Annotated in this window: 23 protein-coding genes, 1 tRNA gene and 1 pseudogene; 3 read left to right on the top strand and 22 right to left on the bottom strand. The window is 64.1% G+C overall.

Annotated elements, in window-relative coordinates; genetic code table 11:
• Positions 1–515 precede the first annotated feature (515 nt).
• The 9 genes from Q0330_RS08405 to coaBC form a co-directional block, all read right to left on the bottom strand.
• Positions 516–592, bottom strand: a tRNA-Arg gene (locus Q0330_RS08405).
• A gap of 58 nt (positions 593–650) precedes the next feature.
• On the bottom strand, positions 651–1,862 hold the full coding sequence (locus Q0330_RS08410; RefSeq protein WP_299477237.1) for a cysteine desulfurase: 1,212 nt from the start codon (positions 1,860–1,862) through the stop codon (positions 651–653).
• Positions 1,859–2,458 carry a Yip1 family protein gene (locus Q0330_RS08415; RefSeq protein ID WP_299477240.1) on the bottom strand — a complete coding sequence of 200 codons (600 nt, stop codon included), beginning with the start codon at positions 2,456–2,458 and terminating at the stop codon, positions 1,859–1,861. Before Q0330_RS08415 ends, Q0330_RS08410 begins: the two co-directional genes overlap by 4 nt.
• Positions 2,455–2,958: a hypothetical protein gene (locus tag Q0330_RS08420; RefSeq protein ID WP_299477243.1), complete on the bottom strand. Its 504-nt coding sequence runs from the start codon at positions 2,956–2,958 to the stop codon at positions 2,455–2,457. Before Q0330_RS08420 ends, Q0330_RS08415 begins: the two co-directional genes overlap by 4 nt.
• Positions 2,937–4,244 (bottom strand): SufD family Fe-S cluster assembly protein, encoded by a 1,308-nt coding sequence (locus tag Q0330_RS08425; RefSeq protein WP_299477246.1) that lies wholly within the window; start codon positions 4,242–4,244, stop codon positions 2,937–2,939. The genes Q0330_RS08420 and Q0330_RS08425 overlap by 22 nt, the downstream gene beginning before the upstream one ends.
• Entirely contained in the window at positions 4,244–4,999 is a 756-nt protein-coding gene (gene sufC / locus Q0330_RS08430; RefSeq protein WP_299477249.1) for a Fe-S cluster assembly ATPase SufC, read from the bottom strand. Before sufC ends, Q0330_RS08425 begins: the two co-directional genes overlap by 1 nt.
• A 91-nt stretch (positions 5,000–5,090) precedes the next feature.
• Positions 5,091–6,611: a Fe-S cluster assembly protein SufB gene (sufB, locus tag Q0330_RS08435; protein WP_299477252.1), complete on the bottom strand. Its 1,521-nt coding sequence runs from the start codon at positions 6,609–6,611 to the stop codon at positions 5,091–5,093.
• Positions 6,612–6,635: 24 nt separating this feature from the next.
• Positions 6,636–7,682 (bottom strand): aminotransferase class V-fold PLP-dependent enzyme, encoded by a 1,047-nt coding sequence (locus Q0330_RS08440; RefSeq protein ID WP_299477255.1) that lies wholly within the window; start codon positions 7,680–7,682, stop codon positions 6,636–6,638.
• Entirely contained in the window at positions 7,682–8,911 is a 1,230-nt protein-coding gene (gene coaBC / locus Q0330_RS08445) for a bifunctional phosphopantothenoylcysteine decarboxylase/phosphopantothenate--cysteine ligase CoaBC (RefSeq protein WP_299477258.1), read from the bottom strand. Before coaBC ends, Q0330_RS08440 begins: the two co-directional genes overlap by 1 nt.
• A gap of 132 nt (positions 8,912–9,043) precedes the next feature.
• On the opposite strand from coaBC, the gene Q0330_RS08450 reads away from it, so the two are divergent.
• Positions 9,044–10,567, top strand: coding sequence for a YifB family Mg chelatase-like AAA ATPase (locus tag Q0330_RS08450; protein WP_299477261.1), 1,524 nt, complete (start codon positions 9,044–9,046; stop codon positions 10,565–10,567).
• Positions 10,568–10,653: 86 nt separating this feature from the next.
• Here the strand turns inward: Q0330_RS08450 and Q0330_RS08455 are convergent, their stop codons facing one another.
• The 3 genes from Q0330_RS08455 to Q0330_RS08465 are packed head-to-tail and all read right to left on the bottom strand — an operon-like array spanning position 10,654 to position 13,108.
• Positions 10,654–11,352, bottom strand: a complete 699-nt coding sequence (locus Q0330_RS08455) for a DUF1523 family protein (RefSeq protein ID WP_299477264.1) — start codon at positions 11,350–11,352, stop codon at positions 10,654–10,656.
• Positions 11,353–11,362: 10 nt separating this feature from the next.
• Positions 11,363–11,644 (bottom strand): hypothetical protein, encoded by a 282-nt coding sequence (locus tag Q0330_RS08460; protein ID WP_299477267.1) that lies wholly within the window; start codon positions 11,642–11,644, stop codon positions 11,363–11,365.
• Entirely contained in the window at positions 11,645–13,108 is a 1,464-nt protein-coding gene (locus Q0330_RS08465; RefSeq protein ID WP_299477269.1) for a DUF6638 family protein, read from the bottom strand.
• Positions 13,109–13,609: 501 nt separating this feature from the next.
• On the opposite strand from Q0330_RS08465, the gene Q0330_RS08470 reads away from it, so the two are divergent.
• Entirely contained in the window at positions 13,610–14,446 is an 837-nt protein-coding gene (locus Q0330_RS08470) for a M23 family metallopeptidase (protein ID WP_299477272.1), read from the top strand.
• A gap of 89 nt (positions 14,447–14,535) precedes the next feature.
• On the opposite strand, the gene Q0330_RS08475 is transcribed toward Q0330_RS08470, so the two are convergent.
• The 8 genes from Q0330_RS08475 to Q0330_RS08510 all read right to left on the bottom strand — a co-directional run bounded on the left by Q0330_RS08475 (position 14,536) and on the right by Q0330_RS08510 (position 22,887).
• Positions 14,536–15,654, bottom strand: coding sequence for a Gfo/Idh/MocA family oxidoreductase (locus Q0330_RS08475; RefSeq protein WP_299477275.1), 1,119 nt, complete (start codon positions 15,652–15,654; stop codon positions 14,536–14,538).
• On the bottom strand, positions 15,651–16,712 hold the full coding sequence (locus Q0330_RS08480; RefSeq protein WP_299477278.1) for a sugar phosphate isomerase/epimerase family protein: 1,062 nt from the start codon (positions 16,710–16,712) through the stop codon (positions 15,651–15,653). The genes Q0330_RS08475 and Q0330_RS08480 overlap by 4 nt, the downstream gene beginning before the upstream one ends.
• A gap of 21 nt (positions 16,713–16,733) precedes the next feature.
• Positions 16,734–17,855 carry a Gfo/Idh/MocA family oxidoreductase gene (locus Q0330_RS08485; RefSeq protein ID WP_299477281.1) on the bottom strand — a complete coding sequence of 374 codons (1,122 nt, stop codon included), beginning with the start codon at positions 17,853–17,855 and terminating at the stop codon, positions 16,734–16,736.
• A 13-nt stretch (positions 17,856–17,868) separates the two neighbouring features.
• On the bottom strand, positions 17,869–18,618 hold the full coding sequence (locus Q0330_RS08490) for a sugar phosphate isomerase/epimerase (protein WP_299477284.1): 750 nt from the start codon (positions 18,616–18,618) through the stop codon (positions 17,869–17,871).
• 31 nt (positions 18,619–18,649) lie between these two features.
• Positions 18,650–19,726 carry an ABC transporter ATP-binding protein gene (locus tag Q0330_RS08495; protein WP_299477302.1) on the bottom strand — a complete coding sequence of 359 codons (1,077 nt, stop codon included), beginning with the start codon at positions 19,724–19,726 and terminating at the stop codon, positions 18,650–18,652.
• 21 nt (positions 19,727–19,747) lie between these two features.
• Positions 19,748–20,677: a carbohydrate ABC transporter permease gene (locus Q0330_RS08500; RefSeq protein WP_299477287.1), complete on the bottom strand. Its 930-nt coding sequence runs from the start codon at positions 20,675–20,677 to the stop codon at positions 19,748–19,750.
• Positions 20,670–21,557 carry a sugar ABC transporter permease gene (locus tag Q0330_RS08505; RefSeq protein WP_299477290.1) on the bottom strand — a complete coding sequence of 296 codons (888 nt, stop codon included), beginning with the start codon at positions 21,555–21,557 and terminating at the stop codon, positions 20,670–20,672. The genes Q0330_RS08500 and Q0330_RS08505 overlap by 8 nt, the downstream gene beginning before the upstream one ends.
• Positions 21,558–21,654: 97 nt before the next feature.
• Positions 21,655–22,887, bottom strand: a complete 1,233-nt coding sequence (locus Q0330_RS08510; RefSeq protein WP_299477293.1) for an ABC transporter substrate-binding protein — start codon at positions 22,885–22,887, stop codon at positions 21,655–21,657.
• A 174-nt stretch (positions 22,888–23,061) separates the two neighbouring features.
• Between Q0330_RS08510 and Q0330_RS08515 the strand changes: the two genes are divergently transcribed.
• Positions 23,062–24,114 carry a LacI family DNA-binding transcriptional regulator gene (locus Q0330_RS08515; RefSeq protein ID WP_299477296.1) on the top strand — a complete coding sequence of 351 codons (1,053 nt, stop codon included), beginning with the start codon at positions 23,062–23,064 and terminating at the stop codon, positions 24,112–24,114.
• Positions 24,115–24,225: 111 nt separating this feature from the next.
• Here the strand turns inward: Q0330_RS08515 and tuf are convergent, their stop codons facing one another.
• On the bottom strand, positions 24,226–25,401 hold the full coding sequence (gene tuf / locus Q0330_RS08520) for an elongation factor Tu (RefSeq protein WP_299477299.1): 1,176 nt from the start codon (positions 25,399–25,401) through the stop codon (positions 24,226–24,228).
• Between the two features lie 66 nt (positions 25,402–25,467).
• Positions 25,468–26,219, bottom strand: a pseudogene (fusA, locus tag Q0330_RS08525) (elongation factor G); the annotation flags it as partial.

The raw sequence follows: 26,219 nt of genomic DNA on the forward strand, positions 1-26,219 counted from the left end.
GATCAACGCTTCAGCGGAACCCAAAACGATTCAGGGTTGCGGCGAAATGCTTTAGGCAGAGCGGTGCCTGAGCTATCGGCGCGGAACCGGACAGCGCCAGACCAATAAACACCAGCCCCTGCCCGGCTTCTCGCGCACCTGCGCCGATGGGAGCGTATGGGCTCAGTGTGGGTCGTTGAATACCAGGGTGGGCGATGCGGAGACATAAAACCGCATGGAAGGCCGCTGTTGAGGCATCGAGCATCTCTGACGCCACTCCGCACACGCTACGCCACACTGCCATCACATGGGCGCTACAGCGCGGTGCGCGCACATGGGATGTCGCCGGATATTTCGGCGTGTCCATCAAGGTTATCGAGGAAGTCTATGGCCATCGCAGCCCGGACCACCAGTCAACAGCCCGCGAGGCAATGGAGGGAAGATGACAGACAAACAGAACAGCATCGACAATTATGAACTTGTGCCTGAACCTGTGCCGAACGGTTGAGCGGGTCGCAGCAATGTCCAGCAATTGTTGGCGCACCCGAGAGGATTCGAACCTCTGGCCTCTGCCTTCGGAGGGCAGCGCTCTATCCAGCTGAGCTACGGGTGCCTGCGGGGGTGATTAGCGGCAAATGACGGCCACCGCAATAGGCTCTGCGACCGGGGGATCAGCCGAAAAGCTCTCGGCAGAATTGCAACCCGTCGATCAGGGCGTCGACCTCGGCGCGGGTGTTGTACATGGCGAAGCTGGCCCGGGCCGTTGCGGTGACGCCGTAGAAATCCATCAACGGCATGGCGCAATGGCTGCCGGCGCGCAGGGCGATGCCGCGCTTGTCGAGGATGGTCGAGATGTCATGGGCATGCGCCCCCTCCATGGTCATGGAGAAGATCGCCCCCTTGCCCGGCGCATCGCCCTGCACCTGCAGCCAGTTGAGCTGGCGCAGGCGCGCCTGCGCGTAGTCGCGCAAACCGGCCTCGTGTGCGGCGATATTCGCCATGCCCAGATCCATCAGATATTCCAGCGCCACGCCAAGGCCGATCTGGTTGACGATGCCGGGGGTGCCGGCCTCGAATTTCAGCGGCGGATCGGCATAGGTCACGCCCTCGCGGCTGACGGTGCGGATCATGTCGCCGCCGCCCAGGAAGGGGCGCATCTCGGCCTGACGCTGCGGGTCGATCCAGATCGCGCCGGAGCCGGACGGGCCGTAAAGCTTGTGACCGGTGATGCAGTAGAAATCGACCCCGAGCGCGGCCAGATCGACCGGCATATGCACCGCCGCCTGACTGCCATCGACCAGCACCGGCACATCGGTGCCGCGCGCAATGGCGGCCACATCGACCACGGTGCCGGTCACGTTCGACATATGGGTGACGGCAATGAGCCTGGTCTTCGGGCCGACCGCCGCCAGCACCTTTTCCGCCGGCAGACTGCCATCGGCATCGGGTTCGACCCATTTCAGCACCACGCCCTGACGCTCGCGCAGGAAGTTCCAGGGCACGATATTGGCGTGATGTTCCAGCACCGACAGCACGATCTCATCGCCCGCCTGCAGCCGGGGCGCGGCCCAGGCATAGGAGACGAGGTTGATCGCCTCGGTCGAGCCGGAGGTGAAGATCACCCCCTCTTCGCTTGGCGCGTTCAGGAAGCGGGCGATGATGGCGCGCACGCGCTCGTAATTGTCGGTGGCGAGATTCGAGAGGTAATGCAGCCCGCGATGGACATTGGCATATTCGCCCTCATAGGCGCGGGTGATCGCCTCGATCACCTGCCGGGGCTTCTGGGCGCTGGCACCGCTGTCCAGATAGACTAGGGGGCGGCCATTCACCTGCCGCGACAGGATCGGGAAATCGGCACGGACCTTGTCGATATCGAAGCTCATTGCGGCACCTCTGCGGGGATGTCGGGCATCAGGCCGAGTGCGCCGGCCAGAACCGACAGGACGATCAGCGTCAGCAGACCCGCCCCCATCATGCCCAGAAAGACAAGCGCGGCATTGCGGAACCCGTGCAACTCCTTGACCATCTGCACGCTCAGCCAGACCATTGCCAGAAGCGCCGCGATCCCCAGCATGCTGCCGAACAGCGGAAACAGCAGCATGACCACGATCTGCAGCGCCTGCACCGCCAGCATCAGGCATTCCAGCCAGACCAGAATCAACAGCGCATCGGGAAAATCGCCCCGCCCGCCAAAGGCGCGCCCGATGCCGGCGACCAGCCAGGCGCTCAGCACCATGCCGCCCAGTTGCAGCCCGGCGCGCGAGATCGGCGACAGATCAGGCAGGTTCAGGCTGCTTTCGGTCAGGACCGGGAAGATCCGCATCGCCAGCGAGGCCAGGATCGACGACAGCGAGACGATGACGATCAGCCCCATCCAGCGCACCGCCATCGGCAGATCGAGCGATTGCAGAACGCGCACCGCCTGCGCCGGGTTGCGCAAGGTCAGCCGGGCCAGCCCGAGAAGATCGTCGAAGGTCATGAGCGCACCGCCAGCGCACGAAGCCCGGCGCCCCAGATGAACAGAAAGCCAAGCCCGCTCAGCGCGCCGGTGATGTTCAGCCCCGCGCCGGGGCCGACCAGCCCCGCCACCAGCCCGGTCAGCAGCACCGCCGGGGCGACCGCCAGCAGCGCCCAGAAGAGCGCGAGGCGTCCATCCGCCGGCGCAATGCGCCAGCCGGCCAGCCGCAGCGCCAGATCCGCCAGCGCCGCCACCGCATAGGCGATCAGCGGCATGATGAAGATGACCGCCATGGCCGCCCCGGCCATGCGACCGCCCAGCGGCACATCGGGGTTTTCGACGGCGGCGCGGGCATGGCCCGGCGCCTGCGCGATCCAGAAGATCAGCATGGCCGCCATCAGGATCGCCAGAAGCGCACCTTCAGAAATCGGGCGCAGCCCGCGCACGACCTCGCCCGGCCGGCGCCAGCTGGCCAGGATGCGCGGGACCACCCCGCCCTTCAGGCGTGCCGGGTCAGCCATGCGTCCAGCCGTTCGGCAATGTCTTCGCGCAGGCTTTCATCCTCGACCTCTGCCAGCGCATCGGCCAGGAACGACAGGATCATCAGCACGATGGCCCGGCTTTTCGGCACCCCGCGCGAGCGTAGATAGAACAGCGCCGTCTCGTCGATCGCGCCGGTGGTCGAGCCGTGGCTGCACTGCACGTCATCGGCATAGATCTCCAGCTCGGGCTTGCCGAGGAACTGGCTGTCATCGTCCAGCAACAGCGCCTGGCTGATCTGATAGCCATCGGTCTTCTGGGCACCGGGCTTGACCAGGATCTTGCCCTGAAAGACGCCGACGGCGCCGTTCTTCAGCACCTTCTTGAAGACCTGCCGACTTTCGCAACGCTCGGCCCCGTGGGTGACGAAAACCGTGTCGTCATGGTGGAACGGCCCGGTCCTGCCATCGCCCAGCACCGCCGCGGCGACATGGGCCACGGCATCGTCGCCGACGAATTCCACCACCGCCTCGTGGCGCATCAGCGTGCCGTTCACCGACAGTTCGAAATTCTTGAAGGCGGCTTCGGCATCGACGCGGGCGAAGATGCCGGAAAAGCCCAGCTTCTGATGGCCCGCGCGCTTGGCGGCGATGCGGTTCAGCCGCGCGCCCGGGGCCAGATCGACCTCGGTCACGCCGTTCGAGCGCGCGCCGACCATGCCGGTTTCCAGCAGCGTCAGTTCCGCCCCCGGCTCAAGCCGGATCAGGTGATGCCAGCTGACATCGGCCTCGGCACTGGCGCGGCGATGGATGATATGGACGGGCTTTGCCGGCTTGCCGGTCACCCGGATCAGCACGCCATCCGCCGCCACCGCCGTGTTCAGCGCCGCGAAAGGACGCGGCACCGGGGTCTGGCCGGCGGCTTCCAGCTTGCCGTAAAGCGCCCCGGCCCAATGATCGGCCCGGGTCTCGGCCTGCGAGAGAATGTCGATCTCGGCCCCGTCCAAGGCCAGATCGGACGAGGCCGCCGCATCGAAACGCCCATCGACGAAGACCAGCACCAGCCGGTCGCGATCCGTGAACAGCGGCGAATCGGGCGAGGTCTCCTCCAGCGGGATCGGCTGGGGCAGCGGCGCGTTGAAGGGGCGCGGATCGGTGAAGCGCCAGTATTCATCGCGCGGATGCGGCAGGCCCATGGCCCGCAGCCGCGCCAGCGCATCGGCGCGGGCGGCGGCGGTGAAGCCAGCTTCCGGCAGCGTCAGCGCATCGAGGCGCTGCGTCAGCGCATCGGCCTCTGCCGCGCGGGTCTTGACGGCGGCCTCGCTCATCAGCCGACCTCCGCCAGAATATCGGCATAGCCGTTCTTCTCGACCTCCAGCGCCAGGTCAGGGCCGCCGGTCTTCACGATCCGGCCATCGGCCATGATATGGACGACATCGGGCTGAATATGGTCCAGCAGACGCTGGTAATGGGTGATGACCAAGAAGGCCCGGTCCGGGCTGCGCAGCGCGTTCACGCCATCGGCCACCAACCGCATCGCATCGACATCGAGACCGGAATCGGTCTCGTCCAGCACGCACATCTTCGGCTCCAGCAGGGCCATCTGCAGGATCTCGTTGCGCTTCTTCTCGCCCCCCGAGAAGCCGACATTGACCGGGCGTTTCAGCATCTCGGCGTCGATATTCAGCGTCTTGGCCTTCTCGCGGACCAGCTTCAGGAATTCGCCCGCCGACAGTTCGTCTTCGCCGCGCGCCTTGCGCTGCGCATTCGCGGCCGTGCGCAGGAAGGTCATGTTGCCGACGCCGGGAATCTCGACCGGGTATTGGAAGGCCAGAAACAGGCCTGCCGCCGCGCGCTCCTCTGGCTCCATCTCCAGCAGGTCCTGACCGTTCAGCGTGGCCGAGCCCTCGGTGACCTCATAGCCGTCGCGACCCGACAGCACATAGGAGGTGGTCGATTTGCCCGAACCGTTCGGCCCCATGATCGCATGGACCTCGCCCGCCGGCACTTCCAGTGTCACGCCCTTGAGGATCTGCTTGTCTTCGTCTTCAAGTTTGGCGTGCAGGTTGTTGATTTTCAGCATCTTGCTTTCGATTCCTCGTCCGCCGGACTATGCGGCGCTTTTCCATTGTCTCCGGCACCCGATGAGGGCGCAAATCACATGGGCCGGGCGATTACCCGACCGAGCCTTCCAGCGAGATCGCCACCAGCGACTGCGCCTCCATGGCGAATTCCATTGGCAGGGCCTGCAGCACTTCCTTGGCGAAACCGTTGACGATCAGCGCGATCGCCTCTTCCTCGCCGATGCCGCGCTGGCGGCAGTAGAACAGCTGGTCGTCATCCACCTTCGAGGTCGTCGCCTCATGCTCGACCCGGCTCGACGCGTTCTTCACCTCGATATAGGGCACGGTATGGGCGCCGCATTTGTCGCCGATCAGCAGGCTGTCGCATTGGGTATAGTTGCGGCTATGCGTGGCCTTGGGGTGGATGGCCACCCGCCCGCGATAGGTGTTCTGCGCCCGTCCGGCGGAAATCCCCTTGGAAACGATGCGGGAACGGGTGTTCTTGCCCAGATGCAGCATCTTGGTGCCGGTATCGGCCTGCTGGCGATTATTGGCGATGGCGATGGAATAGAACTCGCCCTGACTTTCGTCGCCGCGCAGGATGCAGGAGGGGTATTTCCAGGTGATCGCGCTGCCGGTCTCGACCTGGGTCCACATCACCTTGGCGCGATCCTCGCGGCAATCGGCGCGCTTGGTGACGAAATTGTAGATGCCACCCTTGCCGTCCTCGTCGCCGGGGAACCAGTTCTGGACGGTGGAATATTTCACCTCGGCATCTTCGAGGATCACGATCTCGACCACGGCGGCATGAAGCTGCGCCGTGTCGCGCTTGGGCGCCGTGCATCCTTCGAGGTAACTGACGTAAGACCCTTTATCGGCAATGATAAGCGTCCGTTCGAACTGGCCGGTATTCTCGGCATTGATGCGGAAATAGGTCGAAAGCTCCATCGGGCTGCGCACGCCCGGCGGGATATAGACGAAGCTGCCATCCGAGAAGACGGCGCTGTTCAGCGCCGAATAGAAATTGTCGCCCTGCGGCACCACGCTGCCCAGGTATTTCTGCACCAGTTCCGGATGCTCGCGGATCGCTTCCGAGATCGGGCAGAAGATGATTCCGGCCTTGGCCAGTTCCGCCTTGAAGGTGGTGCCGACGCTGACGCTGTCGAACACCGCATCGACGGCGACCTTTCGGGCGTCGGCGGGGGTTTCCTCGGCCCCTTCGACCCCGGCCAGGATCATCTGTTCCTTCAGCGGGATGCCCAGCTTTTCATAGGTGGCCAGCAGTTTCGGATCGACTTCGTCCAGCGATTTCGGCTTTTCGGCCATGCTTTTCGGACGGGCATAGTAATACTGATCCTGAAAATCTATCTCCGGGATGTCCAGCATGGCCCATTTCGGCAGGCTCATCTGTTGCCAGCGCCGGAACGCCTTCAGGCGCCAGTCGAGCATCCATTCCGGTTCCTCATTCCGCTGAGAGATGAGACGGACGATATCCTCGTTGATGCCCTTGGGGGCATATTCCATCTCGATCTCGGTATCCCAGCCGTATTTGTAGCTGCCCATATTGGCGACGGTTTCGACCGTTTCGCGGTCGACACCTTCGCGCACATCAAGATCGGTGGTCGGGCTCATCCTGTATCCTTCCTGCGGTCGGGCCTATTCCCGACCATTCCTGTCGCGCCAGCGTGCATACGCGCTTTCCCACGCATCCGCAAATCGGTTCATCTGATCGTCGCCCAAAGCCGGGCTTATGGAAATGCGGATCGCCGATTGCGCCGCCCGATCGTCAAAACCCATGGCCTGAAGGGTGCCGCTGGCCCGGATCTTGCCGGAGGAGCAGGCCGAGCCGGCGGAAATCGCAAAACCCGCCAGATCCATCTGCATGACCTGCGTTTCACCCTTCCAGCCCGATGTAAGAATGCAGGTCGTGTTCGGCAAGCGCGGCGCGGCTTTTCCGGCAATGACCGCGCCCGGCGCGATGTCCAGAAGCCGGGCTTCCAGCGCATCGCGCCGGGCCTCGACCTCGGCCCAGAGCCCGGCGTCCAGATCCTGCTGCGCGGCCTTTGCCGCCGCCGCGAAGCCGAGGATGCCGATCAGGTTCTCGGTGCCGCCGCGCCGGCCCTGTTCCTGACCGCCGCCGCGCATCCGGGCCTCGATCTCGGTGCCTTTCTTCAGGATCAGCGCCCCGATCCCCTTCGGCCCGCCCAGCTTGTGCGCACTGACGAAACCGGCGGTCAGGTCCAGCCAGTTGAAGGCGAAGGGCACCTTGCCGAAAGCCTGGGTCAGGTCGGACGAGGCCAGCCCCGGCGGCAGGCTCTGGATCACTCCGGTCTCGTTATTGGCCAGTTGCAGGGTCGCCCGCGACGGGTCCGTCACGGTGACGATGCCGTCATGATCGACGCCCAGATCTTCCTCGCACCAGGCCTTGACGGCGCTGTGTTCGACCGGGGCGCAATGGACCCCCTGCCCGGCCAGCACCATCGCCGCGGCTTCCGTGGTGCCCGAGGTGAAGATCACATCGGCGCCTTCCGCGCCAAGCGCCGCCGCGATCTCCTCTCGCGCGCGTTCCATCGCCATCTTGGCGGCGCGGCCTTCAGAATGGACCGAGGACGGGTTGCCGGCGATCTCCATCGCCGCGACCATCGCCGCCTTCGCCTCGGGGCGCAGCGGCGTGGTGGCATTCCAGTCCAGATAGTCGCGCATCAGAGCGCCTCCGCGATCCGGTTGGCTAGCCTGCGGGCGACCTCGGCCTTGCCAAGGCGCGGCCAGCTTTCGACGCCGGAATCCAAGATCAGCGACACCGTGTTATCCGCCCCGCCGAAAGTGCCGGTGCCGGTCGAGACGTCATTGGCGACGATCCAGTCGACACGCTTGCGCAGCCGCTTGGCGGTGGCATTCGCAATCACGTCATCGGTTTCGGCGGCGAAACCCACCACCAGTTTCGGGCGGCGCGCCTTCAACTGGCTGACCCAGGCCAGAATGTCGGGATTCTCGGCGAATTCCAGCACCGGCATCCCGCCCTTGTCTTTCTTCATCTTGTGCTCGGTCCGATTCGCAACCTTCCAGTCGGCCACCGCCGCCGCCATCACCGCCGCATCGGCAGGCAGCGCGGCTTCGACGGCGGCGCGCATCTCGTCGGCGGTCTGGACACGGATCACCTCGACCCCATCGGGGGGCGGCACCGTCGCCGGGCCGGTCACGAAACTGACCTTCGCCCCCAGATCGCGCAGCGCCTCGGCAATCGCCGTGCCCTGCGCGCCCGAGGAATGGTTCGAGATATAGCGCACCGGATCGATCGGCTCTATCGTCGGGCCGGAGGTCACGACAACATGCTTGCCGATCAAGGGCCGGGCAGCAACTTCGGGCCCCAATCGCAATGGCGCCGACCGGCTACGCCCCAAAACAAGGCGAATCGCCGCGAGGATATGTTCCGGCTCGGCCATGCGGCCGGGGCCGAATTCGCCGCAGGCCATGTCACCCTCCTCCGGGCCGACCCTCTGGATGCCGTCGCTGCGCAAGAGCGCAAGGTTGCGCTGCGTCGCCGGGTGGTTCCACATCCGCACATTCATCGCCGGCGCGATCAGCACCTGCTTGTCGGTCGCCATCAACAAGGTCGAGGCCAGATCATTCGCATGTCCGCCCGCCATCTTCGCCATCAGATCCGCCGTGGCGGGCGCCACCACCACCAGATCGGCATCGCGCGACAGCTGGATATGGCCCATCTGCGCCTCTCGCGTCAGGTCGAACAGATAGCGATGCACATCCTCGCCCGCCAGTGCCGCGACCGAAAGCGGCGTCACGAATTCCTCGGCTGCGCGGGTCAGGACCGGCACGACCCGAAACCCTTCGCGCTTGAGGTCGCGGATCAGTGTCAACGACTTGTAGGCGGCGATCCCGCCACCGATAATCAATAAAATACGGCTGCCCTGCATGACCGTCCCCATGAAATCCTCTGCAATGAGATAGGCCAGCCGAGGCTGAACGGCAAGAAAACCTGCATCAAGGCCTCCATTAACCGATTTTTAATCGTCATCGCGATAGCGTCTGGAAAGGCGGGGCGCTTCATGTTGGCAATTTCCTATACCGTGGCCTTCGAGGGCGTAGAAGGCAGGATGGTCGAGGTTCAGGCATCCGTGACGCCGGGCCTGCCCGCCTTCGCCATTGTCGGCCTGCCTGACAAGGCGGTATCCGAGGCCCGCGAACGCGTCCGGTCAGCCTTTACCGCATTGTCGATTGCCATGCCGTCAAAGCGGATCACCGTTAACCTGTCCCCTGCCGACCTGCCGAAAGAGGGTTCTCACTTCGATCTGCCAATCGCGCTCGCCATACTGGCCGCGCTTGAAGTTCTGCCCGCCGAATCGCTGTCGGGTCTGGTTTCGCTCGGCGAACTGGCACTGGACGGGCGCCTGGTGCCGGTGGTCGGCGCCCTGCCCGCCGCCATGGCCTCGGCTGAGGAGGATCGCGCGCTGATCTGCCCCGCCACCTGCGGTGCCGAGGCCGCCTGGGTTGGCAAGACGGCGGTCTTCGCCGCAGATCACCTGCGCAAGGTCATCGACCATCTGACCGACCGCGCCCCCTTGCCGAGGGCGCAACCGGGTCAGGTCGCCGCACAGCCCCGCCAGACCGACCTGCGCGATGTGAAAGGTCAGGAACGCGCCAAGCGGACGCTGGAAATCGCCACCGCCGGGCGCCATCACCTGCTGATGATCGGCCCGCCCGGGTCCGGCAAATCCATGCTCGCCTCGCGCCTGCCCGGGCTGATGCCGCCGCTGACACCGGTCGAGGCGCTGGAAACCTCGATGATCCACTCGCTTGCCGGGCTGCTGAAAGAAGGCGGCATTCCCCGCCACGCCCCCTATCGCGATCCGCATCATACCGCTTCGATGGCAGCGATTGTCGGCGGCGGGCGCGGTGCCGGGCCGGGCGAAATCAGCCTGGCCCATAACGGGGTGCTCTTCCTCGATGAATTGCCGGAGTTCCCGCGTCAGGTGCTGGAAACGCTGCGCCAACCCATCGAGACCGGCGAAATCGTCGTCGCCCGCGCCAATGCCCATATCCGCTATCCCTGCCGTTTTCTGCTGGTCGCCGCCGCCAATCCCTGCCGCTGCGGCCATCTGGCCGATCCGGCGCGGGCCTGCGCGCGTGTGCCCACCTGCGGGGCGGATTATCTGGGCAAGATCTCGGGGCCGCTGATGGACCGCTTCGATCTGCGGATCGAGGTGCCCGCGCTTGGTTTCGGCGAACTCGATCTGCCACCGAGCGGCGACAGATCGGAGGAAGTCGCGGCCCGGGTATCGGCGGCCCGCAAACGCCAGCTTGCGCGTCTCGCGGCGCTCTGGCCCGATGGGAACGCCCGGTCCAATGCCGATGCGCCGCCCGCATTGCTCGACCGCATTGCCGCCCCGGATCGCGACGGTCGCGACCTGCTGCAACGCGCCGCCGACCGCCTCGGCCTGACCGCACGCGGCTATCACCGGATCCTGCGCACGGCACGCACCATCGCCGATCTGGATGAGAGCGAGAAGGTTCACGCCAACCACCTCGCCGAGGCGATCAGCTATCGCCTGCCCTTCATGCCCGGTGTCTGAGCGGCGTCGAAGCGGCAAGGCGAGTTTGCACCCCAGACCTCGACATCCGGGCAGGTTCAACCGCGAAAGATGCAGCCGCAGAAACCCTATTTCGGATCGCGCGGCTTGCCCTTCCAGGTATCCAGCCAGCCTGTAAAGCCTTCCCGGGCCTCGCTGAACTCCTGGCTCACGCGGTCGATGGCTGCGTCCGCCGTGGAATCGACACTTTCCACCGCTTCAGAGACACGCTTCGCCGCCGGGTCGATGGTGCGTTCGCGGAACTGGTTCCACATCCGCCAGAGCAGCGCCAGAAGCACCCCCATGACGCCAAGGATCAGCATCGCCGGCCAGTTCAGCGGCGCGACCGTGGGCCCGTCGACGCGGTGCATCGAGATCGCGTTCGGATAGATCGAGAACATCGGGATCCGCCAGCCATAGCTGGTGACGCTGACCCATTGCGGGTTGTTCGCGTCCGAACGGAAATCCGTCGCCTCGGCCTGAAGGTTCGAGCTGTCATATTTGAAATAGGGCGGCCAGATCCAGCCGGTATCCTCGTTGCGATAGACATGGACCTTGCCGTTCGGGCGCACCGTCTCGATGAAGCGGATGTCGCGCTGACCCTGGGCGTTCTGGACCGTGCCGGTATCTTCGGCGGCATAGAACATCCGGTTGCTGCCGATCTCGGTCAGGCGGTTATAGGTATTGGTCACGCGCACGGTATTCTTGCTGGGCAGCGCGTAGTCCAGGAACATGAACACCGCAACGCCAAGAAGAACGCCCAGAAAGACCTTGATATAGTGCATCATTTCCGTCTCCTTACTGCACGTTCACATACCAGGCGATCACCCCGATGGCGACCGTTGGCAGGATGAAGACCAGCCCGACCAGCCGGGCCTTCAGGGATTTCTGAAACCCGAACATCGAACGCCGCACGAAGGTGCTTCGTTCCGGGCTGTCGCCGGCGCGGTCGGGATGGCGGCGGTCCCATTCATCCTCCAGCGCCTCCTTCCGGGTCGAACGCAGATAGATCGTCAGCAGCAGATAGAAGATCGCCTCGATCAGGAACAGGAAAATAATCAGGCGCAAAAGAACGAGCATTCAATTCCCCCATGGGCCGCGGAAGGTCTGGCTGCGCACCAGATCGGTCTGGGTGCCCCGGCGCGGCGCGGCCTCGCCGCCGCGCCAGCCGGCACCGTCTTCGGAGAGGCGCGTGCTGCCCGCCTGCCGGACCGAACCCCAGGGTCCGGCCACGGGCGCCACCTCGGCCGGTTCGGCCATGCCGGGTTCGGGCCCGAACAAGGCCTCTCGTGTGCCCTGCTTGTCGATCTGGTATTCGCGGGCCAGCTGATTGGCGACATAATCCTTCTTCGCCTCGTCCCAGCCCTGATAGCGCTTGTAGAACAGGGGCTTGTGCATGATGAACAGGGCGCGCACGTCATCCGGGGCCAGTTCCGTCAGCATCTGGTTGACCAGATCGCGGGTCGGGCCGGCACTGGCGCGGATGGCATAGAAATAGGCCGGGCTGGCGCTGTCGATGACCGGCCAGGCGCCGCCCTCTTCGGCATAGCGCAGCAGCGCCGAGAGGCCGCGCACCTCCTCGGGCAGGCCCGAACCCATCCGCGCCGCCGCCCGGCGCAGGGCCGAACGGGTGCCGTCGCCGGTGTCGATCCCCAGTTTTGTCGCCGCATCGACCAGGATGAAGTCGATCTTCTGGCGCAGGATCGCCGCGCCATCGGCGCCCTTGGCGGTGATGATCGGCTCTGCCAGCGCATTGCGGGCCATCCACATGGCGACCGAATTGATGTCCTGCAGCGCCATCATCTTCACGCCCGGCAGGTCGGTGTCGTATTTCGGATCGGTGAAGATGCCGGGATCGGTGAAGATCATCGCCTTCTCGCGCGGGCTGCGGAAGACATAGACGCCGCCGAACAGCGTGGTCCAGAAATCCGGCACCTCGTATTCCCCGGCATCGAGATGGATCGGGTTGCGGATCACATCGCCGGTTTCCTTGGCCTGGGCGATCATGCGCGCGATCAGCACATCGTCATACCAGGCGTCGGGATCGGTGCGGAAGCGGTCGATCAACGCGGTCAGGTTGTCGGCCCCGGCGACATGGTTGCCGGTCGTGTCGGCGCTGATGCGGATGCGGTTGATCTGGAGCAGATCAGCCGGCGCGCGCACCTGCCAGACCATGTCGTCCATCTCGCCCACCACGGCATCGCGGGCGGTGAGGCTGAACAATTCGCTCTCATTATCATGGATGAACTGCTTGAGAAGCTCTCGCAGCACCGAGAGATCGGCATTCAAGAGCGGCGCGGTCTTCTGCTCCGTCGTCAGCAGGATGAACTGGCGATGCGCCCCCTCGGGGTTCAGATAGTCCATATCGCCGATCTCATCCCCGATCTCGGGCGAATAGCCGGCAAGGTCGATGTGAAACTCGCTCAGCGCGGTTTCGCGGCCAGTGACCAGCTTCAGCGCCCGGTTATAGCGCGCCACCCATGCCGGGCTGTCGACCCGGATCATGTTGCCGAACATCAGGCCTTTTTCGATCAGACGTTTCATCGCAGATAACTCCGTAACAGGCGCCATTCTGGTTGAGATGTGCGGGAAAGTCAGCCCCGCAAACCCCCTTTCATTTCCGCCGGCAACCGAACCTTACCCAAAGCACCGGCAAGGCAAATATCCCGCATATCCGCCAGAATATGCCCATCTCCGGTCCGGATGCCGAAGATCAGCCGGTCCGAAGTCCGTCCCGGATCATCCCGTCTTCCCCAACTTGTGACTTCGCCGCCGCAAATCGGGTGGTAGCCAACGGCGCCGCAGCAGGGTTATGATTCGATCCGACGCCCCTCCCGGTCTGCGGGATGGATGCCCCCGCATTGAACAAGTAACCTCGGACAAGTCATCATGAGATCCACGATTTTCATCAATACGCTGCTTTGTGCGGTTGCTTTTCAAGTCATTCCTGCGCTCGCCCAAACCCTTGAACTTCCGATAGATTGCCGGTTGGGCGAGGATTGTTTCGTCCAGCAGTTTCCAGACATGGATCCCGGTCAGGCGGCAGTGGATCCGTTTTGTGGCGTGGCCAGCTATGACGGTCACACCGGCACCGATATTCGGGTGCGTTCGCTGGCCGATCTGGACCGCGATGTTGCCGTTCTTGCCGCCGCCGACGGCACCGTTGTCAATGTCCGCGACGGCGAGCCCGACCGGCTGATTTCCGACGCGCAGGCCCGCGAAACCGTGCGCGGCAAGGAATGCGGTAATGCCGTATCGCTCAGCCACGAAGGCGGGCTGCAGACCCTCTATTGCCATATGGAGCGTGGCAGCATCCTCGTCCGTCCCGGCCAGAAGGTGCGCACCGGCGACCGCCTCGGCTCGGTCGGTGCGTCAGGGTTGGCGCAGTTTCCGCATGTGCATCTGGGGGTCCGGCGCGACGGGAAGGATATCGACCCGATGACCGGCAGGGCGCTTGATGAGGGATGTGATGCCGCGCAGGACGGCACGGCCTCCCTGTTCTCAGAGGGTCTCCGGGCCGAGTTGGGTAATAACGACGTCCAGATTCTCGACTTCGGGCTGAGCGGTGCGCCGCTCGATTATGACAGCCTGGTCGTTGAAGGCGCGCCGGCGCGTCCTGACATGACAAGCCCGGGTGTGGCTGGCTGGGTCTGGGTGATCAACTTCCGGCCCGGCGATATCCTGCAGGTTCGCATCATCGACCCGGACGGAAAGATCCTGTCGGAAGGCAGCAGCACCCCGCAGGAACGTCACAAGGCCGCCTACAGCTATTTCACAGGCCGGGAAGGCAAGCCGGCGCCGGGCGATTACAGGATCGAAGTCACCATCCTCCGAGACGGAACCGTTCTGCAGTCCCGCGACAAGACCATCACCATATCCTGAGTCGGGCTTCGCTGGCCGACACAGTTTCATCACCTGCCAGAGCGTAGCCAGCAAGGCTGCGACGGCAGATCACGCGCGCAGATGAAGGGTTACAGCGGTTTCCACACCCCGTTTTCCCGGGACGATGCGATAGATGCCGCGATGAAGCGCATTCCGGCCAGGCCGTCGGCAATGCCGGGCAGGTTCGCGCCAGCGGGGGCGCCTTCCCGGATCATCCGCGCCGCCTCGGCATAGAGCGTGGCGAAGCCTTCCAGATAGCCCTCGGGGTGGCCGGCGGGCGTGCGCAGGTTGGCCTGACCCTCAAGGGTGGCACCGGCGCCGCCTCGGGTCAGCAGTTGCGTGGGCTGGCCAAAGCGGGTGAAGCGCATGATGTTGGGGGTTTCCTGTTCCCAATCCAGCCCGCCCGTGCTGCCGTAAACCCGCAGGCGCAGCGCGTTTTCATTGCCGATCGCGACCTGACTGGCCCAGAGCATCCCGCGCGCACCGCCCGGATAACGCAGCATGACGTTCACGTTATCGTCGACGCGCCGTCCGGGCACGAAGGCGGTCAGTTCCGCCGCCAGTTCCTCGGCCCGAAGGCCGGTCACGAAGCCCGCGAGGTTGAAGGCATGGGTGCCGATATCGCCCACAGCCCCACCCGCGCCCGAGCGCGCCGGATCAGTGCGCCAGTCGGCCTGCTTGTTGCTGGTGTCTTCGGCCAGCCAGTCCTGCGCATATTCGACCTGCACAAGCCGGATCTCACCCAACTCGCCGGCGGCGACCATTTCCCGGGCCTGACGGATCAGCGGATAGGCGGTGTAATTATGGGTCAGGATGAAGCGAGCGCTGCTGTTCGCGGCGGCCTTGGCGATGGCCTCGGCGTCCTCAAGCGATGCCGCGAGCGGCTTGTCGCAGATCACATGGATGCCGGCATTCAGGAAGGCGATGGCCGGGGCGGCGTGCATGTGGTTCGGGGTGACGATGGCGACCGCGTCGATGCCGTCCTCGCGCGCGGCCTCAACCCGGGCCATCTCGGCGAAATCGGCATAGGCGCGATCCGGCGCGATGCCCAGATCGGCGGCCGAGGCGCGGGCGCGGTCGGGGTTGCTGCTCAGCGCCCCGGCCACGAGATCCCATTGCCCGTCGATGCGCGCGGCAATGCGGTGGACGCCGCCGATGAAGGCGCCCTGCCCGCCACCGACCATGCCGAGTTTCAGCCGCGCGCTCATGATTCCAGCCCCAGCATGGCCTTGATCTGCGCGTGATCCGCCTCGCCGCCAGCGAAATCGTCGAAGGTCTTGCCGGTGGATTCGATGATATGGCTGGCAATGAAGGGCGCGCCCTCTGCCGCGCCCTGCTGCGGCGATTTCAGGCAGCATTCCCATTCCAGAACCGCCCAGCTGTCATAGCCATATTGCGTCAGCTTCGAGAAGATGCCGGCGAAATCGACCTGCCCGTCGCCCAGGCTGCGGAAGCGCCCGGCGCGCCCGGTCCAGCCCTGATAGCCGGAATAGACGCCCTGCCGGCCATCGGGGTTGAACTCGGCATCCTTCACATGGAAGGCGCAGATGCGGTCGTGATAGAGGTCGATGAAGGCCAGGTAATCCAGTTGCTGCAACAGGAAATGCGACGGATCATAGTTGATCTGCGCGCGCGGATGACCGTTCAGCGCATCCACGAACATCTCGAATGTGGCACCGTCGAAAACATCTTCGCCCGGATGGATCTCATAGCCGATATCCACGCCGTTCTCGTCATAGATATCGAGGATCGGCTTCCAGCGCCGGGCGAGTTCGGCGAAAGCTTCCTCGATCAGCCCGGGCGGGCGCTGCGGCCAGGGGTAAAGATAGGGGAAAGCCAGCGAGCCGGTGAAGCTGACCGAGGTCGTCAGGCCAAGTCGGCGGCTGGCAATCGCCGCCTTCTTGACCTGATCCACCGCCCATTCCTGTCGCGCCTTCGGGTTGCGATGCAGCCGTTCCGGCGCGAAGGCGTCGAAGGACAGGTCATAGGCCGGGTTCACCGCGACAAGCTGGCCCTGAAGATGGGTCGAAAGCTCGGTGATCTCGACACCGGATTCGGCGCAGATCCCCGCCACTTCGTCGCAGTAATCCTGGCTTTCGGCAGCCCGGTCCAGATCGAACAGGCGGCTGTCGAATGTCGGGATCTGGACCCCCTTGTAGCCCAGGTCCGCCGCCCATGCCGTGATTGCGGGCAGAGAGTTGAACGGTGCCGCGTCATCGGCGAACTGGGCCAGGAACAGGGCCGGTCCCTTGATTGTGCCGGGCATGATTTCCTCCGGATTGTGTGATCAAGCGAGCAGCGCCCGCGCCTCGTCGGGGCCGAGGGCGGCGGGGCGGTCGCAGCGGGTGGTGATGGCAACGAACTGGCCGGTCTCGCCCGAACGCAAGATCGAGGTCATCACATCGACCACATGCAGGGCGAAATCGTTGTTGCAGCGATGCGGGCGGCCCTCGGTGATGGCCTGCGCCATGTCGGCCAGACCGGCGCAGCGGTAATTGGCGCGGCCATTGTCGTTATCGGTCAGGAAGGGGTGATCCCAGGCCACGCCTGCCGTTGCCGGGCTGCCGCGTCGGGTCATGCGCAATTCGCCCCCGAAGAAATTCGGGTCGGGGACATAAAGCGTGCCCTCGGTGCCATAAAGCTCGATATTGTTATGGCCCTGATGCCAGACATCCCAGCTGGTGACATAGGCGATCTGGGCGCCGCTTTCGAATTCCAGGATCGAATGGATCGTGGTCGGCGTATCGACCGGGATGGTCTCTCCATGGCGCGGCTGCGAGGTGATGGTGCGCCGTTCCTGCGCCTTGCCTGCCGTGGCGGCGACACGGGCGACCGGACCCAGCAACTGCACCATGTCCGAGATATAGTAGGGCCCCAGATCCAGCACCGGCCCGCCGCCCGGCTGGAAGAAGAAATCGGGATTCGGGTGCCACATCTCCATTCCCGGGCTTTGCACGAAGCAGGTGCCCGAGGTGACGCGCCCGACCGTGCCAAGATCGACCAGATGGCGGGCCAACTGGTGGCTGCCACCCATGAAGGTGTCGGGGGCCGAACCGACGCGCAGCCCCTTTTCGGCGGCGATCCGGGCCAGTTCCTGACCTTCTTCCAGCGTCAGGACGAAGGGCTTTTCGGAATAGACATGCTTTCCGGCCTCCAGCACCTGTTTCGAGACCGCGAAATGCGCAGCCGGAATGGTCAGGTTGACGACGATGTCGATGTCATCCGCCGCAAGCATGTCCTTGACCGTCAGCGCCTTCACGCCGAATTCCTCGGCCCGGGCCTTGGCCGCATCCATGTTCAGATCGGCCACGGCGCGGATCTCGATCCCCCGGAACAGGGGCGCAAGGCGCAGATAGGCGGCCGAGATATTGCCGGCGCCGATGACGCCGACGCCAAGTGTCTTGCTCATGTCTGGACCCTTCTTACAGGTTGCGGATGCTGTCGATGGAACGCGAGGCGAAGCGGTTCACATCCGACGGCTTGTCATGTTCAGCGACGAAAAGATCGACCCCGGCCCCGCGCAGCGCGGCCATGATCGCCTTCCAGTCCATGGTGCCGTGGCCGACATCGGCCCAGCCGTCCTCGTCGGCATTCTGACCCTCGGGCGCGATGTCCTTCACATGGGCGGTGGTGATGCGGCCCTTGTGATCGGCGATCCATTTCAGCGGATCGGCACCGCCGCGCACGACCCAGGCCACATCCATCTCCCAGTCGATCGAGGGCGCATGTTCGAGGATCAGGTCCATGGCGATGCTGCCATCGGCCAGCGGCATGAATTCCCAGTGGTGGTTGTGCCAGCCGAAGCGGAAGCCCGCGTCATTGACCTTCTTGCCGGCCTCCTCCAGGCGCCTGGCCAGCGAGATCCAGGTGGCGGCATCGGTGCCGTCGCGCCATTTGTCTTCGGGCGCGGGGCAGAAGATGCGGTTCATGCCAAGCGTTTTCGCGGTGGCCAGCGATCCCGCCAGCCCGTCCTCGAAATTGCCGATGGGGAAGAAATGGCCCGAGGGCATGGTCAGCCCGTGCCGGTCCAGAAGCGCGCGGAAGGCGGCGGGGTCTTCATAGACGCCGCCGAAACCCTCGACCTGCGTATAGCCGAGTTCGGCCAGTTTCGCGACGACCTGATCCCAGGGGGTGAAGTCGCGGGCGGAGTAGAGCTGGAAGGAAAGATCCATCTTTTTAATCCTGTCTGGGGGCTTGAAATGTTTACAGACGCTCTTCGCTGTCCTTGTCGAAAAGCGAGGCCATGGCGGGGTCGAAACCGATGGGCAATTCGTCGCCCGGGCGCGGCTTGATCTGGCCATCCATGCGCAGCCAGATCTGGCGGTCGCCGACGCGGCTGCGCACCAGCGTGTCCGAGCCGAGCGGTTCGATCAGCTCGGCCTTGCCGGTCATCTGCACCGGATGGGCCGAAGCCACCTCGCCGCTGGCGATATGTTCGGGGCGGATACCCAACCATGCCGGACCCTGCGGGCGGGGACCGGCAAAGTCATAGCCCTGCAACGGCACATGCAGCCCCTGCGTGGCGAAGCCGCTGTCGTCGATATGCCCCTCGAAGAAGTTCATCGAGGGCGAGCCGATGAATTCGGCCACATATTTGTTGGCCGGGCGGCTGTAGATCTCGTCGGGCGAGCCCAGTTGCAGGATCAGCCCGCCGCGCATGATGGCGATGCGGTCGGCAAGCGTCATCGCCTCGACCTGATCGTGGGTGACGTAGATCATGGTATTGGCCAGCGTCTGGTGCAGCTGCTTGATCTCGACCCGCAGATCGGCGCGAAGTTTCGCGTCGAGATTCGACAGCGGCTCGTCGAACAGGAACACGTCCACGTCGCGTACGAGCGCCCGGCCGATGGCGACCCGCTGGCGCTGCCCGCCGGACAAGGCCGCCGGCTTGCGTTTCAGCAGCGGCTCGATCTGCAGGATCTTCGCGGCGCGGGCGACGCGCTCCTCGATCTCGGCTTTCGGCACCTTGGCGTTCTTCAGCCCGAAGGTCAGGTTCCCCTCGACCGTCATCTGCGGATAAAGCGCATAGGACTGGAACACCATGCCGATGCCACGCTTGCTGGGTTCTTCCCAGGTCACGTTGCGCCCGCCGATGAAGATCTGGCCATCGGTGATTTCCAGCAGCCCCGCGATGCAGTTCAGCAGCGTGGACTTGCCGCAACCCGACGAACCGAGCAGCACCAGAAATTCGCCCTGTCCGATATCGAGGTTGAGGTTCTTCAGCACATCCACCGCGCCGAAGCTGAGATCGAGATTCTTGATCGAGATATTGGTTTCCATGTTTTCCATTTGACTCCCTCCTCAGCCCTTCACCGCGCCGGCGGCGATGCCGCGCACGAACAGCTTGCCCGAGATGAAATAGATGATCAGCGGCACCAGGCCGGTCAGCAGCGTGGCGGCCATGTTGACGTTGTATTCCTTGACCCCCTGAACCGAGTTGACGATGTTGTTCAGTTGCACCGTCATCGGGTAGTTCTCGGGCCGCGTGTAGACGACGCCGAACAGGAAGTCGTTCCAGATCCCGGTGACCTGCAGGATCATCGCCACCACGAAGATCGGCAGCGACATCGGCAGCATGATGCGGAAATAGATGCCCCAGAAACCGGCGCCATCGACGCGGGCGGCCTTGAACAACTCCTCAGGGACCGAGGTGAAGTAGTTGCGGAACAGCAGCGTCAGGATCGGCATCCCGAAGATCGTATGCACGATGATCAGCCCGGTCAGAGAGCCGTAAAGCCCGGCCTCGCGCAGCAGGATCACGATGGGATAAAGCATGACCTGATAGGGGATGAAGGCGCCGATGATCAGGATGGTGAAGAAGATATCCGCGCCCTTGAACTTCCAGTTTGCCAGCGCATAGCCGTTCAGCGAGGCGATCACGATCGACAGGATGACCGAGGGCACCATGATCTTGATCGAATTGCCGAAGCCGCGCGACAGCCCGTCGCAATTGAGGCCGGTACAGGCCTCGGCCCAGGCTTTCTTCCACGGTGCGAAGGTGATTTCCATCGGCGGCGAGAAGATGTTGCCGAGGCGGATTTCCGGCATCCCCTTCAGCGAGGTCACCACCATCACATAAAGCGGCAGCAGGTAATACAGCGCCACCACGATCAGCGTGCCGTAGATCATGATATTGCGGCCGGAGAATGCGCGCTTGGGGCGGCGGCCGCGCGGGCCGGCCTCGGTGCGGTCGCCGGCGCGGTGCGCGGGGTTGGTTGACAGATCAGCCACGGCGCTTTCCTCCGAATTCCAGATAGGCCCAGGGGATGATGATGATGATCACGCTGATCAGCATCATGGTGGATGCGGCAAAGCCCTGGCCGAGATTCTGGGCCTGGAACATCATGTCATAGACGTATTTCGCCGGAACCTCGGTCGCGATGCCGGGGCCGCCGCCGGTCTGCGCCACGACCAGATCGTAAAGCTTGACGATGCCTGCGGTGATGATCACCAGCGTGGTGATGAAGACCGGACGCATCATCGGGATGACCACCAGCAGATAGGTCTTCCACATCGGGATGCCGTCGATGCGCGAGGCTTTCCAGATATCCTCGTCGATGCCGCGCAGGCCCGCCAGCATCAGGCACATGACCAGCCCGGTGCCCTGCCACAACCCGGCGATCAGGATGCCGTAGATGGCGATATCGGCATTATAGAGCGGGTCGAAATTGAAGCTTTCGAAGCCGAGATCGCGGATCACGCTCTGGATGCCGAATTCGGGGTTCAGCAGCCATTGCCAGACCAGCCCGGTGACGATGAAGGACAGCGCGAAAGGGTAAAGGAAGATGGTGCGGAAGGTATCCTCGAAGCGGATCTTCTGATCCATCAGCGCCGCCAGCACGAAGCCGATCACCAGGCTGAAGATCAGCGACAGGACGCCATAGATCGCCAGATTTTCGATGGAGATCAGCCAGCGCTCGGTGCCCCAGAGGCGTTCGTATTGATCGAGCCCGGCCCATTTCGCGCGGGGCAGCAGCTTCGAATTGGTGAAGGAATAGACCACGGTCCAGATGCTGCCGCCCAGAAAAACCACCATCGCGGTCAGGGCCATCGGGATCGAGGCGATCTTGGCATTGAGATTGTGAAACAGGCGTGAGGGACGGTCGGACATGCGTCGGCCTCGCGGGTTGGCCCGTCATGCGGGCGGGTGAGGTCTGGGATCCTGCCGGCGCGGGCAAGGGCCCGGCAACCGGCAGGACATGGCTCGATCAGTCGGCGTCGCCGATGATCTCGACGAAGCGCGCCTGCGCAGCGTCCGGCGTCATGTTCATGTCGCTGATGAACTGGATCATCAGGTCCTGAAGCTGGGTATTGGTGTCAGGGCTGATCAGCTGATCGGTATCGGGGACGATATTCCCCTCGGCCAGGATCTCCAGACCCTTGCGCATGCAGTCGTTGGCGGTGCTGAGATCGAGATCGTTGCGCACCGGCAGCGAGCCCTTCTTGGTGTTGAAGGCCAACTGCGCCTCGGGCGAGAACAGGACCGAGGCCAGTTCGAGTTGGGCCGCCGATTTGCCCTCATCGCGAAGCAGCGGGAAATAGATCGCATCGCCCGCCGTGGACAGATAGGTCTGCGCGCCCAATCCGGGCAGGCAGGTGTAATCGGTGCCCGCGACCTGTCCAGCCACCTGGAATTCGCCCTGCGCCCAGTCACCCATGATCTGACCGCCGGCCTGACCGTTGATCACCATGCTGGTGGCCTGGTTCCATTCCTGCACGTTCGAGCCGACCGCCAGCTTGCGCATGTCATCCGCAGCCTTCCAGACCGCCGCCATCTCGGGGCCGGCGGCAGCGTCGGTATCCTTGTCGCCGAAGACCTTGGTGTAAAGCTCGGGCCCGCCCAGGTTCAGCACCAGCACCTTGAAGGCGCCCATGGCCTGCCAGGGTTGCTTGCCAAGCGCCATCGGCACCTTGCCGGCAGCTTCCAGCGCCGGGCCGGCGGCGACGAATTCATCCCATGTGGTCGGCACCGGGACGCCGGCTTCCTCGAAGGCCTTGTTCGACAGCCACAGCCATTGCCAAGAATGGATATTGACCGGAACGCAGTAAAGCTCTCCATCCAGGGTGCAGCTGTCCAGCAGGCCCGGCGTGGCGACGATATTGGCCCAGCCCTCGGCCTCGGCGACCTCGGTGATCGGGCGCATCAGCCCGGCCTCGACCAGTTCCTCGGCCTGACGGCCATGGTTGAACTGGGTGGCGGCCATCGGGTCGCCGCCGGTGATGCGGCTGATCATGATCGGGCGCGCCGTGCTGCCGGACCCGGCAATGGCGCCATCGACCCATTTGTTGCCGGTGGCGTCGAAGGCCTTGGCGAATTCGGCAACCGCCGCAGCCTCACCGCCAGAAGTCCACCAATGCGTCACCTCAAGCTCCTCGGCCCAGGTGGCGCCAGCGAAGCTGGCAACCGCGCCCGCACAGGCGATCTTTGCAAATGCAGTCATATTCTCCCCTCCCTTGATATGGCGCCCCCGACGCCTAGATTATGCAATCGATTACACCTTCAAATACGCTGTTTGCGCAAACTGCAATCGATTACATCAACCTGACGGATAAGCCCCCATCTTGTCAAGCGATGTGTTCGGCAGGCATGAGGACCGGGTGGAAGGAACAAGATCATGTCGGTGAAATCGGTCAGAATACAGGATGTCGCACGGGCCGCGGGCGTATCGACGGCAACGGTCAGCCGGGCGCTGTCAAACCCCGAACTGGTCGCAAAAGAGACCCGGGATTCCGTGCAAGAGGCGATTCGGACCACCGGCTATCGGCTGAACCGTGCGGCGCGCAACCTGCGCCGGATGCAGGCGGGCGCCGTTCTGGTTCTGGTGCCCAATCTGGGTAACCCGTTCTTTTCGCAGATCCTCGCGGGCATCAGCGCCGGCTTCGCCAGAAGCGACAGGTCTGTCCTGATCGCAGATACCTGCGACCTGCCGCAAACCAGCCGCCGGCTGGTCGACTATTTCCTCGATGCGCGTGTCGACGGGATGATCTCTCTGGACGGTGGGTTGGGGCAGGAAGAACTGGCTCAACTGGCCGCCCATGACCTGTCCGAGCGACTGGTCTTTGCCTGCGAATGGGCGGCTGGCGCGTCCTCGATGTCGGTGCGCAGCGACAATGCGGGGGGGGCGCGCGCAGCGGTACGACATCTGCATGATCTGGGGCACCGCCGCATTGCCCATGTCACCGGACCGGTCGACAATGTGCTGACCCAGGTTCGGCGCGATGCGGTTCTGGACGAACGCAGCCGTCTGGCCCTGCCGGTCCATGACGACTGGATCATCCGGGGCGATTTCTCGCTGGACTCCGGTCATGCCGCAGCACAGCGGATCCTGCAGATGCAGGACCGCCCGACTGCGGTTTTCTGCGCGTCTGACATGGTCGCATTCGGGCTGATCGCGGGACTCACGCAGGGCGGGTTGCGCGTGCCCGAAGATATTTCGGTGGTGGGTTTCGACGATATCGAGCAATCCGCCCATTTCATCCCGGCACTGACGACGATTCGTCAGAACCGCCGTCGTATCGGGCTGCGCGCCGCCGAAGTGCTGCTGGATCGGCTGAAGCATGAGCAGGCACATTCGGATGATGCTCCGACAAAGAGCAACGCAACTTCCGTGGACATCGTGGATGTAGAGCTTGTCATCCGTGCGAGTTCAGGCCCGGTCGCATCCTGACCTGAACCCGTTGGCGCTGTCGGTCAGGCACTGACCCTCCCCCACGCAAAAGCCCGCCCCTTTCGGGACGGGCTTTCTCTCGCGATATCGGTCGGGCCTGAGCCCTTGCGATCACTCGATGATCTTCGACACCACGCCGGCGCCGACGGTGCGGCCGCCCTCGCGGATGGCGAAGCGCAGCTTCTCTTCCATCGCGATCGGGGCGATCAGTTCGACCTCGAACTTCAGGTTGTCGCCCGGCATCACCATTTCCGTGCCCTCGGGCAGCTTCACCGTCCCGGTCACGTCCGTGGTGCGGAAGTAGAACTGCGGGCGGTAGTTGCCGAAGAACGGGGTGTGGCGGCCGCCTTCTTCCTTGGTCAGGATATAGGCTTCAGCCTCGAACTTGGTGTGCGGCTTCACCGAACCCGGCTTGCACAGGACCTGACCGCGCTCGACGCCGTCACGGTCGACACCGCGCAGCAGCGCGCCGATATTGTCGCCCGCTTCCCCGCGATCCAGCAGCTTGCGGAACATTTCCACGCCGGTGCAGGTGGTTTTCTTGGTGTCGCGGATGCCCACGATCTCAAGTTCGTCGCCGACGTTCACCGCGCCACGCTCGACACGGCCGGTCACAACCGTCCCGCGACCCGAGATCGAGAACACGTCCTCGATCGGCATCAGGAAGGGCTGGTCAACGGCGCGCTCGGGCGTCGGGATGTATTCGTCGACCGCCGCGATCAGCGCACGGATCGAGTTCTCGCCGATTTCCGGATCACGGCCTTCCATCGCCGCCAGGGCCGAGCCCTTGACGATCGGGATATCGTCGCCGGGATAGTCGTAGGAGGACAGGAGTTCCCGCACCTCCATCTCGACCAGTTCCAGCAGCTCTTCGTCATCCACCTGGTCGACCTTGTTCAGGTAGACGACCATGTAGGGGATGCCGACCTGACGGCCGAGCAGGATATGCTCGCGGGTTTGCGGCATCGGGCCATCGGCGGCGTTCACCACCAGGATCGCGCCGTCCATCTGCGCCGCGCCGGTGATCATGTTCTTGACGTAGTCGGCGTGGCCGGGGCAGTCGACATGGGCATAGTGGCGGCTGTCGGATTCGTATTCCACATGCGCCGTCGAGATGGTGATCCCGCGGGCCTTTTCTTCCGGCGCGCCGTCGATCTGGTCATAGGCCTTGAAATCGCCGAAATACTTCGTGATCGCCGCCGTCAGCGTCGTCTTGCCGTGGTCGACGTGACCGATCGTCCCGATGTTGACGTGCGGTTTCGTCCGTTCAAACTTTGCTTTTGCCATGGGCGTAAGCTCCTAATGGGTCAGATTACGTGGAAGGCGGGGCCCAAAGGCCCCACCCTGCCCTTGTCAGGCGTATTTCTTCTGGATCTCGTCCGAGATGTTCTGCGGCACGGCGTCGTAATGGTCGAACTGCATCGTGAACACCGCGCGGCCAGAGGACATCGAGCGCAGGTTGTTGATGTAGCCGAACATGTTCGCCAGCGGCACGAAGGCGTCGATGACATTCGCGTTGCCGCGGCTGTCCTGCCCACGCACCATGCCCCGACGCGAGGTCAGGTCGCCGATGATCGAACCGGTATATTCCTCCGGCGTGACCACTTCGACGCGCATGATCGGCTCTAGCAGCTTGGCGCCGGCCTTGCGCAGACCTTCGCGCATCCCGGCACGGGCGGCGATTTCGAAGGCCAGAACCGAGGAGTCGACATCGTGGAACGCACCGTCGACCAGAGCGACCTTGAAGTCGATGACCGGGAAGCCGGCCAGCGGACCGCTGTCCATCACCGACTTGATGCCTTTTTCGACGCCGGGGATATATTCCTTCGGCACCGCACCGCCGACGATCCGGCTTTCGAAGGAATAGCCTTCGCCCGGCTCGGTCGGCGTGATGATCATCTTCACGCGCGCGAACTGGCCGGTACCGCCCGACTGTTTCTTGTGCGTGTAGTCGATCTCGGCCTCGTTCGAGATGGTCTCGCGGTAGGCCACCTGCGGGGCACCGATATTCGCCTCGACCTTGAACTCGCGCTTCATGCGATCCACGAGGATGTCGAGGTGAAGTTCGCCCATGCCCTTCATGATGGTCTGGCCCGATTCCAGAT

The sequence above is a fragment of the uncultured Paracoccus sp. genome (assembly GCF_937873615.1).
GTDB lineage: Bacteria > Pseudomonadota > Alphaproteobacteria > Rhodobacterales > Rhodobacteraceae > Paracoccus.

Bases quoted from the DNA above. Each gene is read 5' to 3' on its own strand.
- Q0330_RS08410 (WP_299477237.1), bottom strand. From the start codon at position 1,862: ATGAGCTTCGATATCGACAAGGTCCGTGCCGATTTCCCGATCCTGTCG.
- Q0330_RS08415 (WP_299477240.1), bottom strand. From the start codon at position 2,458: ATGACCTTCGACGATCTTCTCGGGCTGGCCCGGCTGACCTTGCGCAAC.
- Q0330_RS08420 (WP_299477243.1), bottom strand. From the start codon at position 2,958: ATGGCTGACCCGGCACGCCTGAAGGGCGGGGTGGTCCCGCGCATCCTG.
- Q0330_RS08425 (WP_299477246.1), bottom strand. From the start codon at position 4,244: ATGAGCGAGGCCGCCGTCAAGACCCGCGCGGCAGAGGCCGATGCGCTG.
- sufC (WP_299477249.1), bottom strand. From the start codon at position 4,999: ATGCTGAAAATCAACAACCTGCACGCCAAACTTGAAGACGAAGACAAG.
- sufB (WP_299477252.1), bottom strand. From the start codon at position 6,611: ATGAGCCCGACCACCGATCTTGATGTGCGCGAAGGTGTCGACCGCGAA.
- Q0330_RS08440 (WP_299477255.1), bottom strand. From the start codon at position 7,682: ATGCGCGACTATCTGGACTGGAATGCCACCACGCCGCTGCGCCCCGAG.
- coaBC (WP_299477258.1), bottom strand. From the start codon at position 8,911: ATGCAGGGCAGCCGTATTTTATTGATTATCGGTGGCGGGATCGCCGCC.
- Q0330_RS08450 (WP_299477261.1), top strand. From the start codon at position 9,044: ATGTTGGCAATTTCCTATACCGTGGCCTTCGAGGGCGTAGAAGGCAGG.
- Q0330_RS08455 (WP_299477264.1), bottom strand. From the start codon at position 11,352: ATGATGCACTATATCAAGGTCTTTCTGGGCGTTCTTCTTGGCGTTGCG.
- Q0330_RS08460 (WP_299477267.1), bottom strand. From the start codon at position 11,644: ATGCTCGTTCTTTTGCGCCTGATTATTTTCCTGTTCCTGATCGAGGCG.
- Q0330_RS08465 (WP_299477269.1), bottom strand. From the start codon at position 13,108: ATGAAACGTCTGATCGAAAAAGGCCTGATGTTCGGCAACATGATCCGG.
- Q0330_RS08475 (WP_299477275.1), bottom strand. From the start codon at position 15,654: ATGAGCGCGCGGCTGAAACTCGGCATGGTCGGTGGCGGGCAGGGCGCC.
- Q0330_RS08480 (WP_299477278.1), bottom strand. From the start codon at position 16,712: ATGCCCGGCACAATCAAGGGACCGGCCCTGTTCCTGGCCCAGTTCGCC.
- Q0330_RS08485 (WP_299477281.1), bottom strand. From the start codon at position 17,855: ATGAGCAAGACACTTGGCGTCGGCGTCATCGGCGCCGGCAATATCTCG.
- Q0330_RS08490 (WP_299477284.1), bottom strand. From the start codon at position 18,618: ATGGATCTTTCCTTCCAGCTCTACTCCGCCCGCGACTTCACCCCCTGG.
- Q0330_RS08495 (WP_299477302.1), bottom strand. From the start codon at position 19,726: ATGGAAACCAATATCTCGATCAAGAATCTCGATCTCAGCTTCGGCGCG.
- Q0330_RS08505 (WP_299477290.1), bottom strand. From the start codon at position 21,557: ATGTCCGACCGTCCCTCACGCCTGTTTCACAATCTCAATGCCAAGATC.
- Q0330_RS08510 (WP_299477293.1), bottom strand. From the start codon at position 22,887: ATGACTGCATTTGCAAAGATCGCCTGTGCGGGCGCGGTTGCCAGCTTC.
- Q0330_RS08515 (WP_299477296.1), top strand. From the start codon at position 23,062: ATGTCGGTGAAATCGGTCAGAATACAGGATGTCGCACGGGCCGCGGGC.
- tuf (WP_299477299.1), bottom strand. From the start codon at position 25,401: ATGGCAAAAGCAAAGTTTGAACGGACGAAACCGCACGTCAACATCGGG.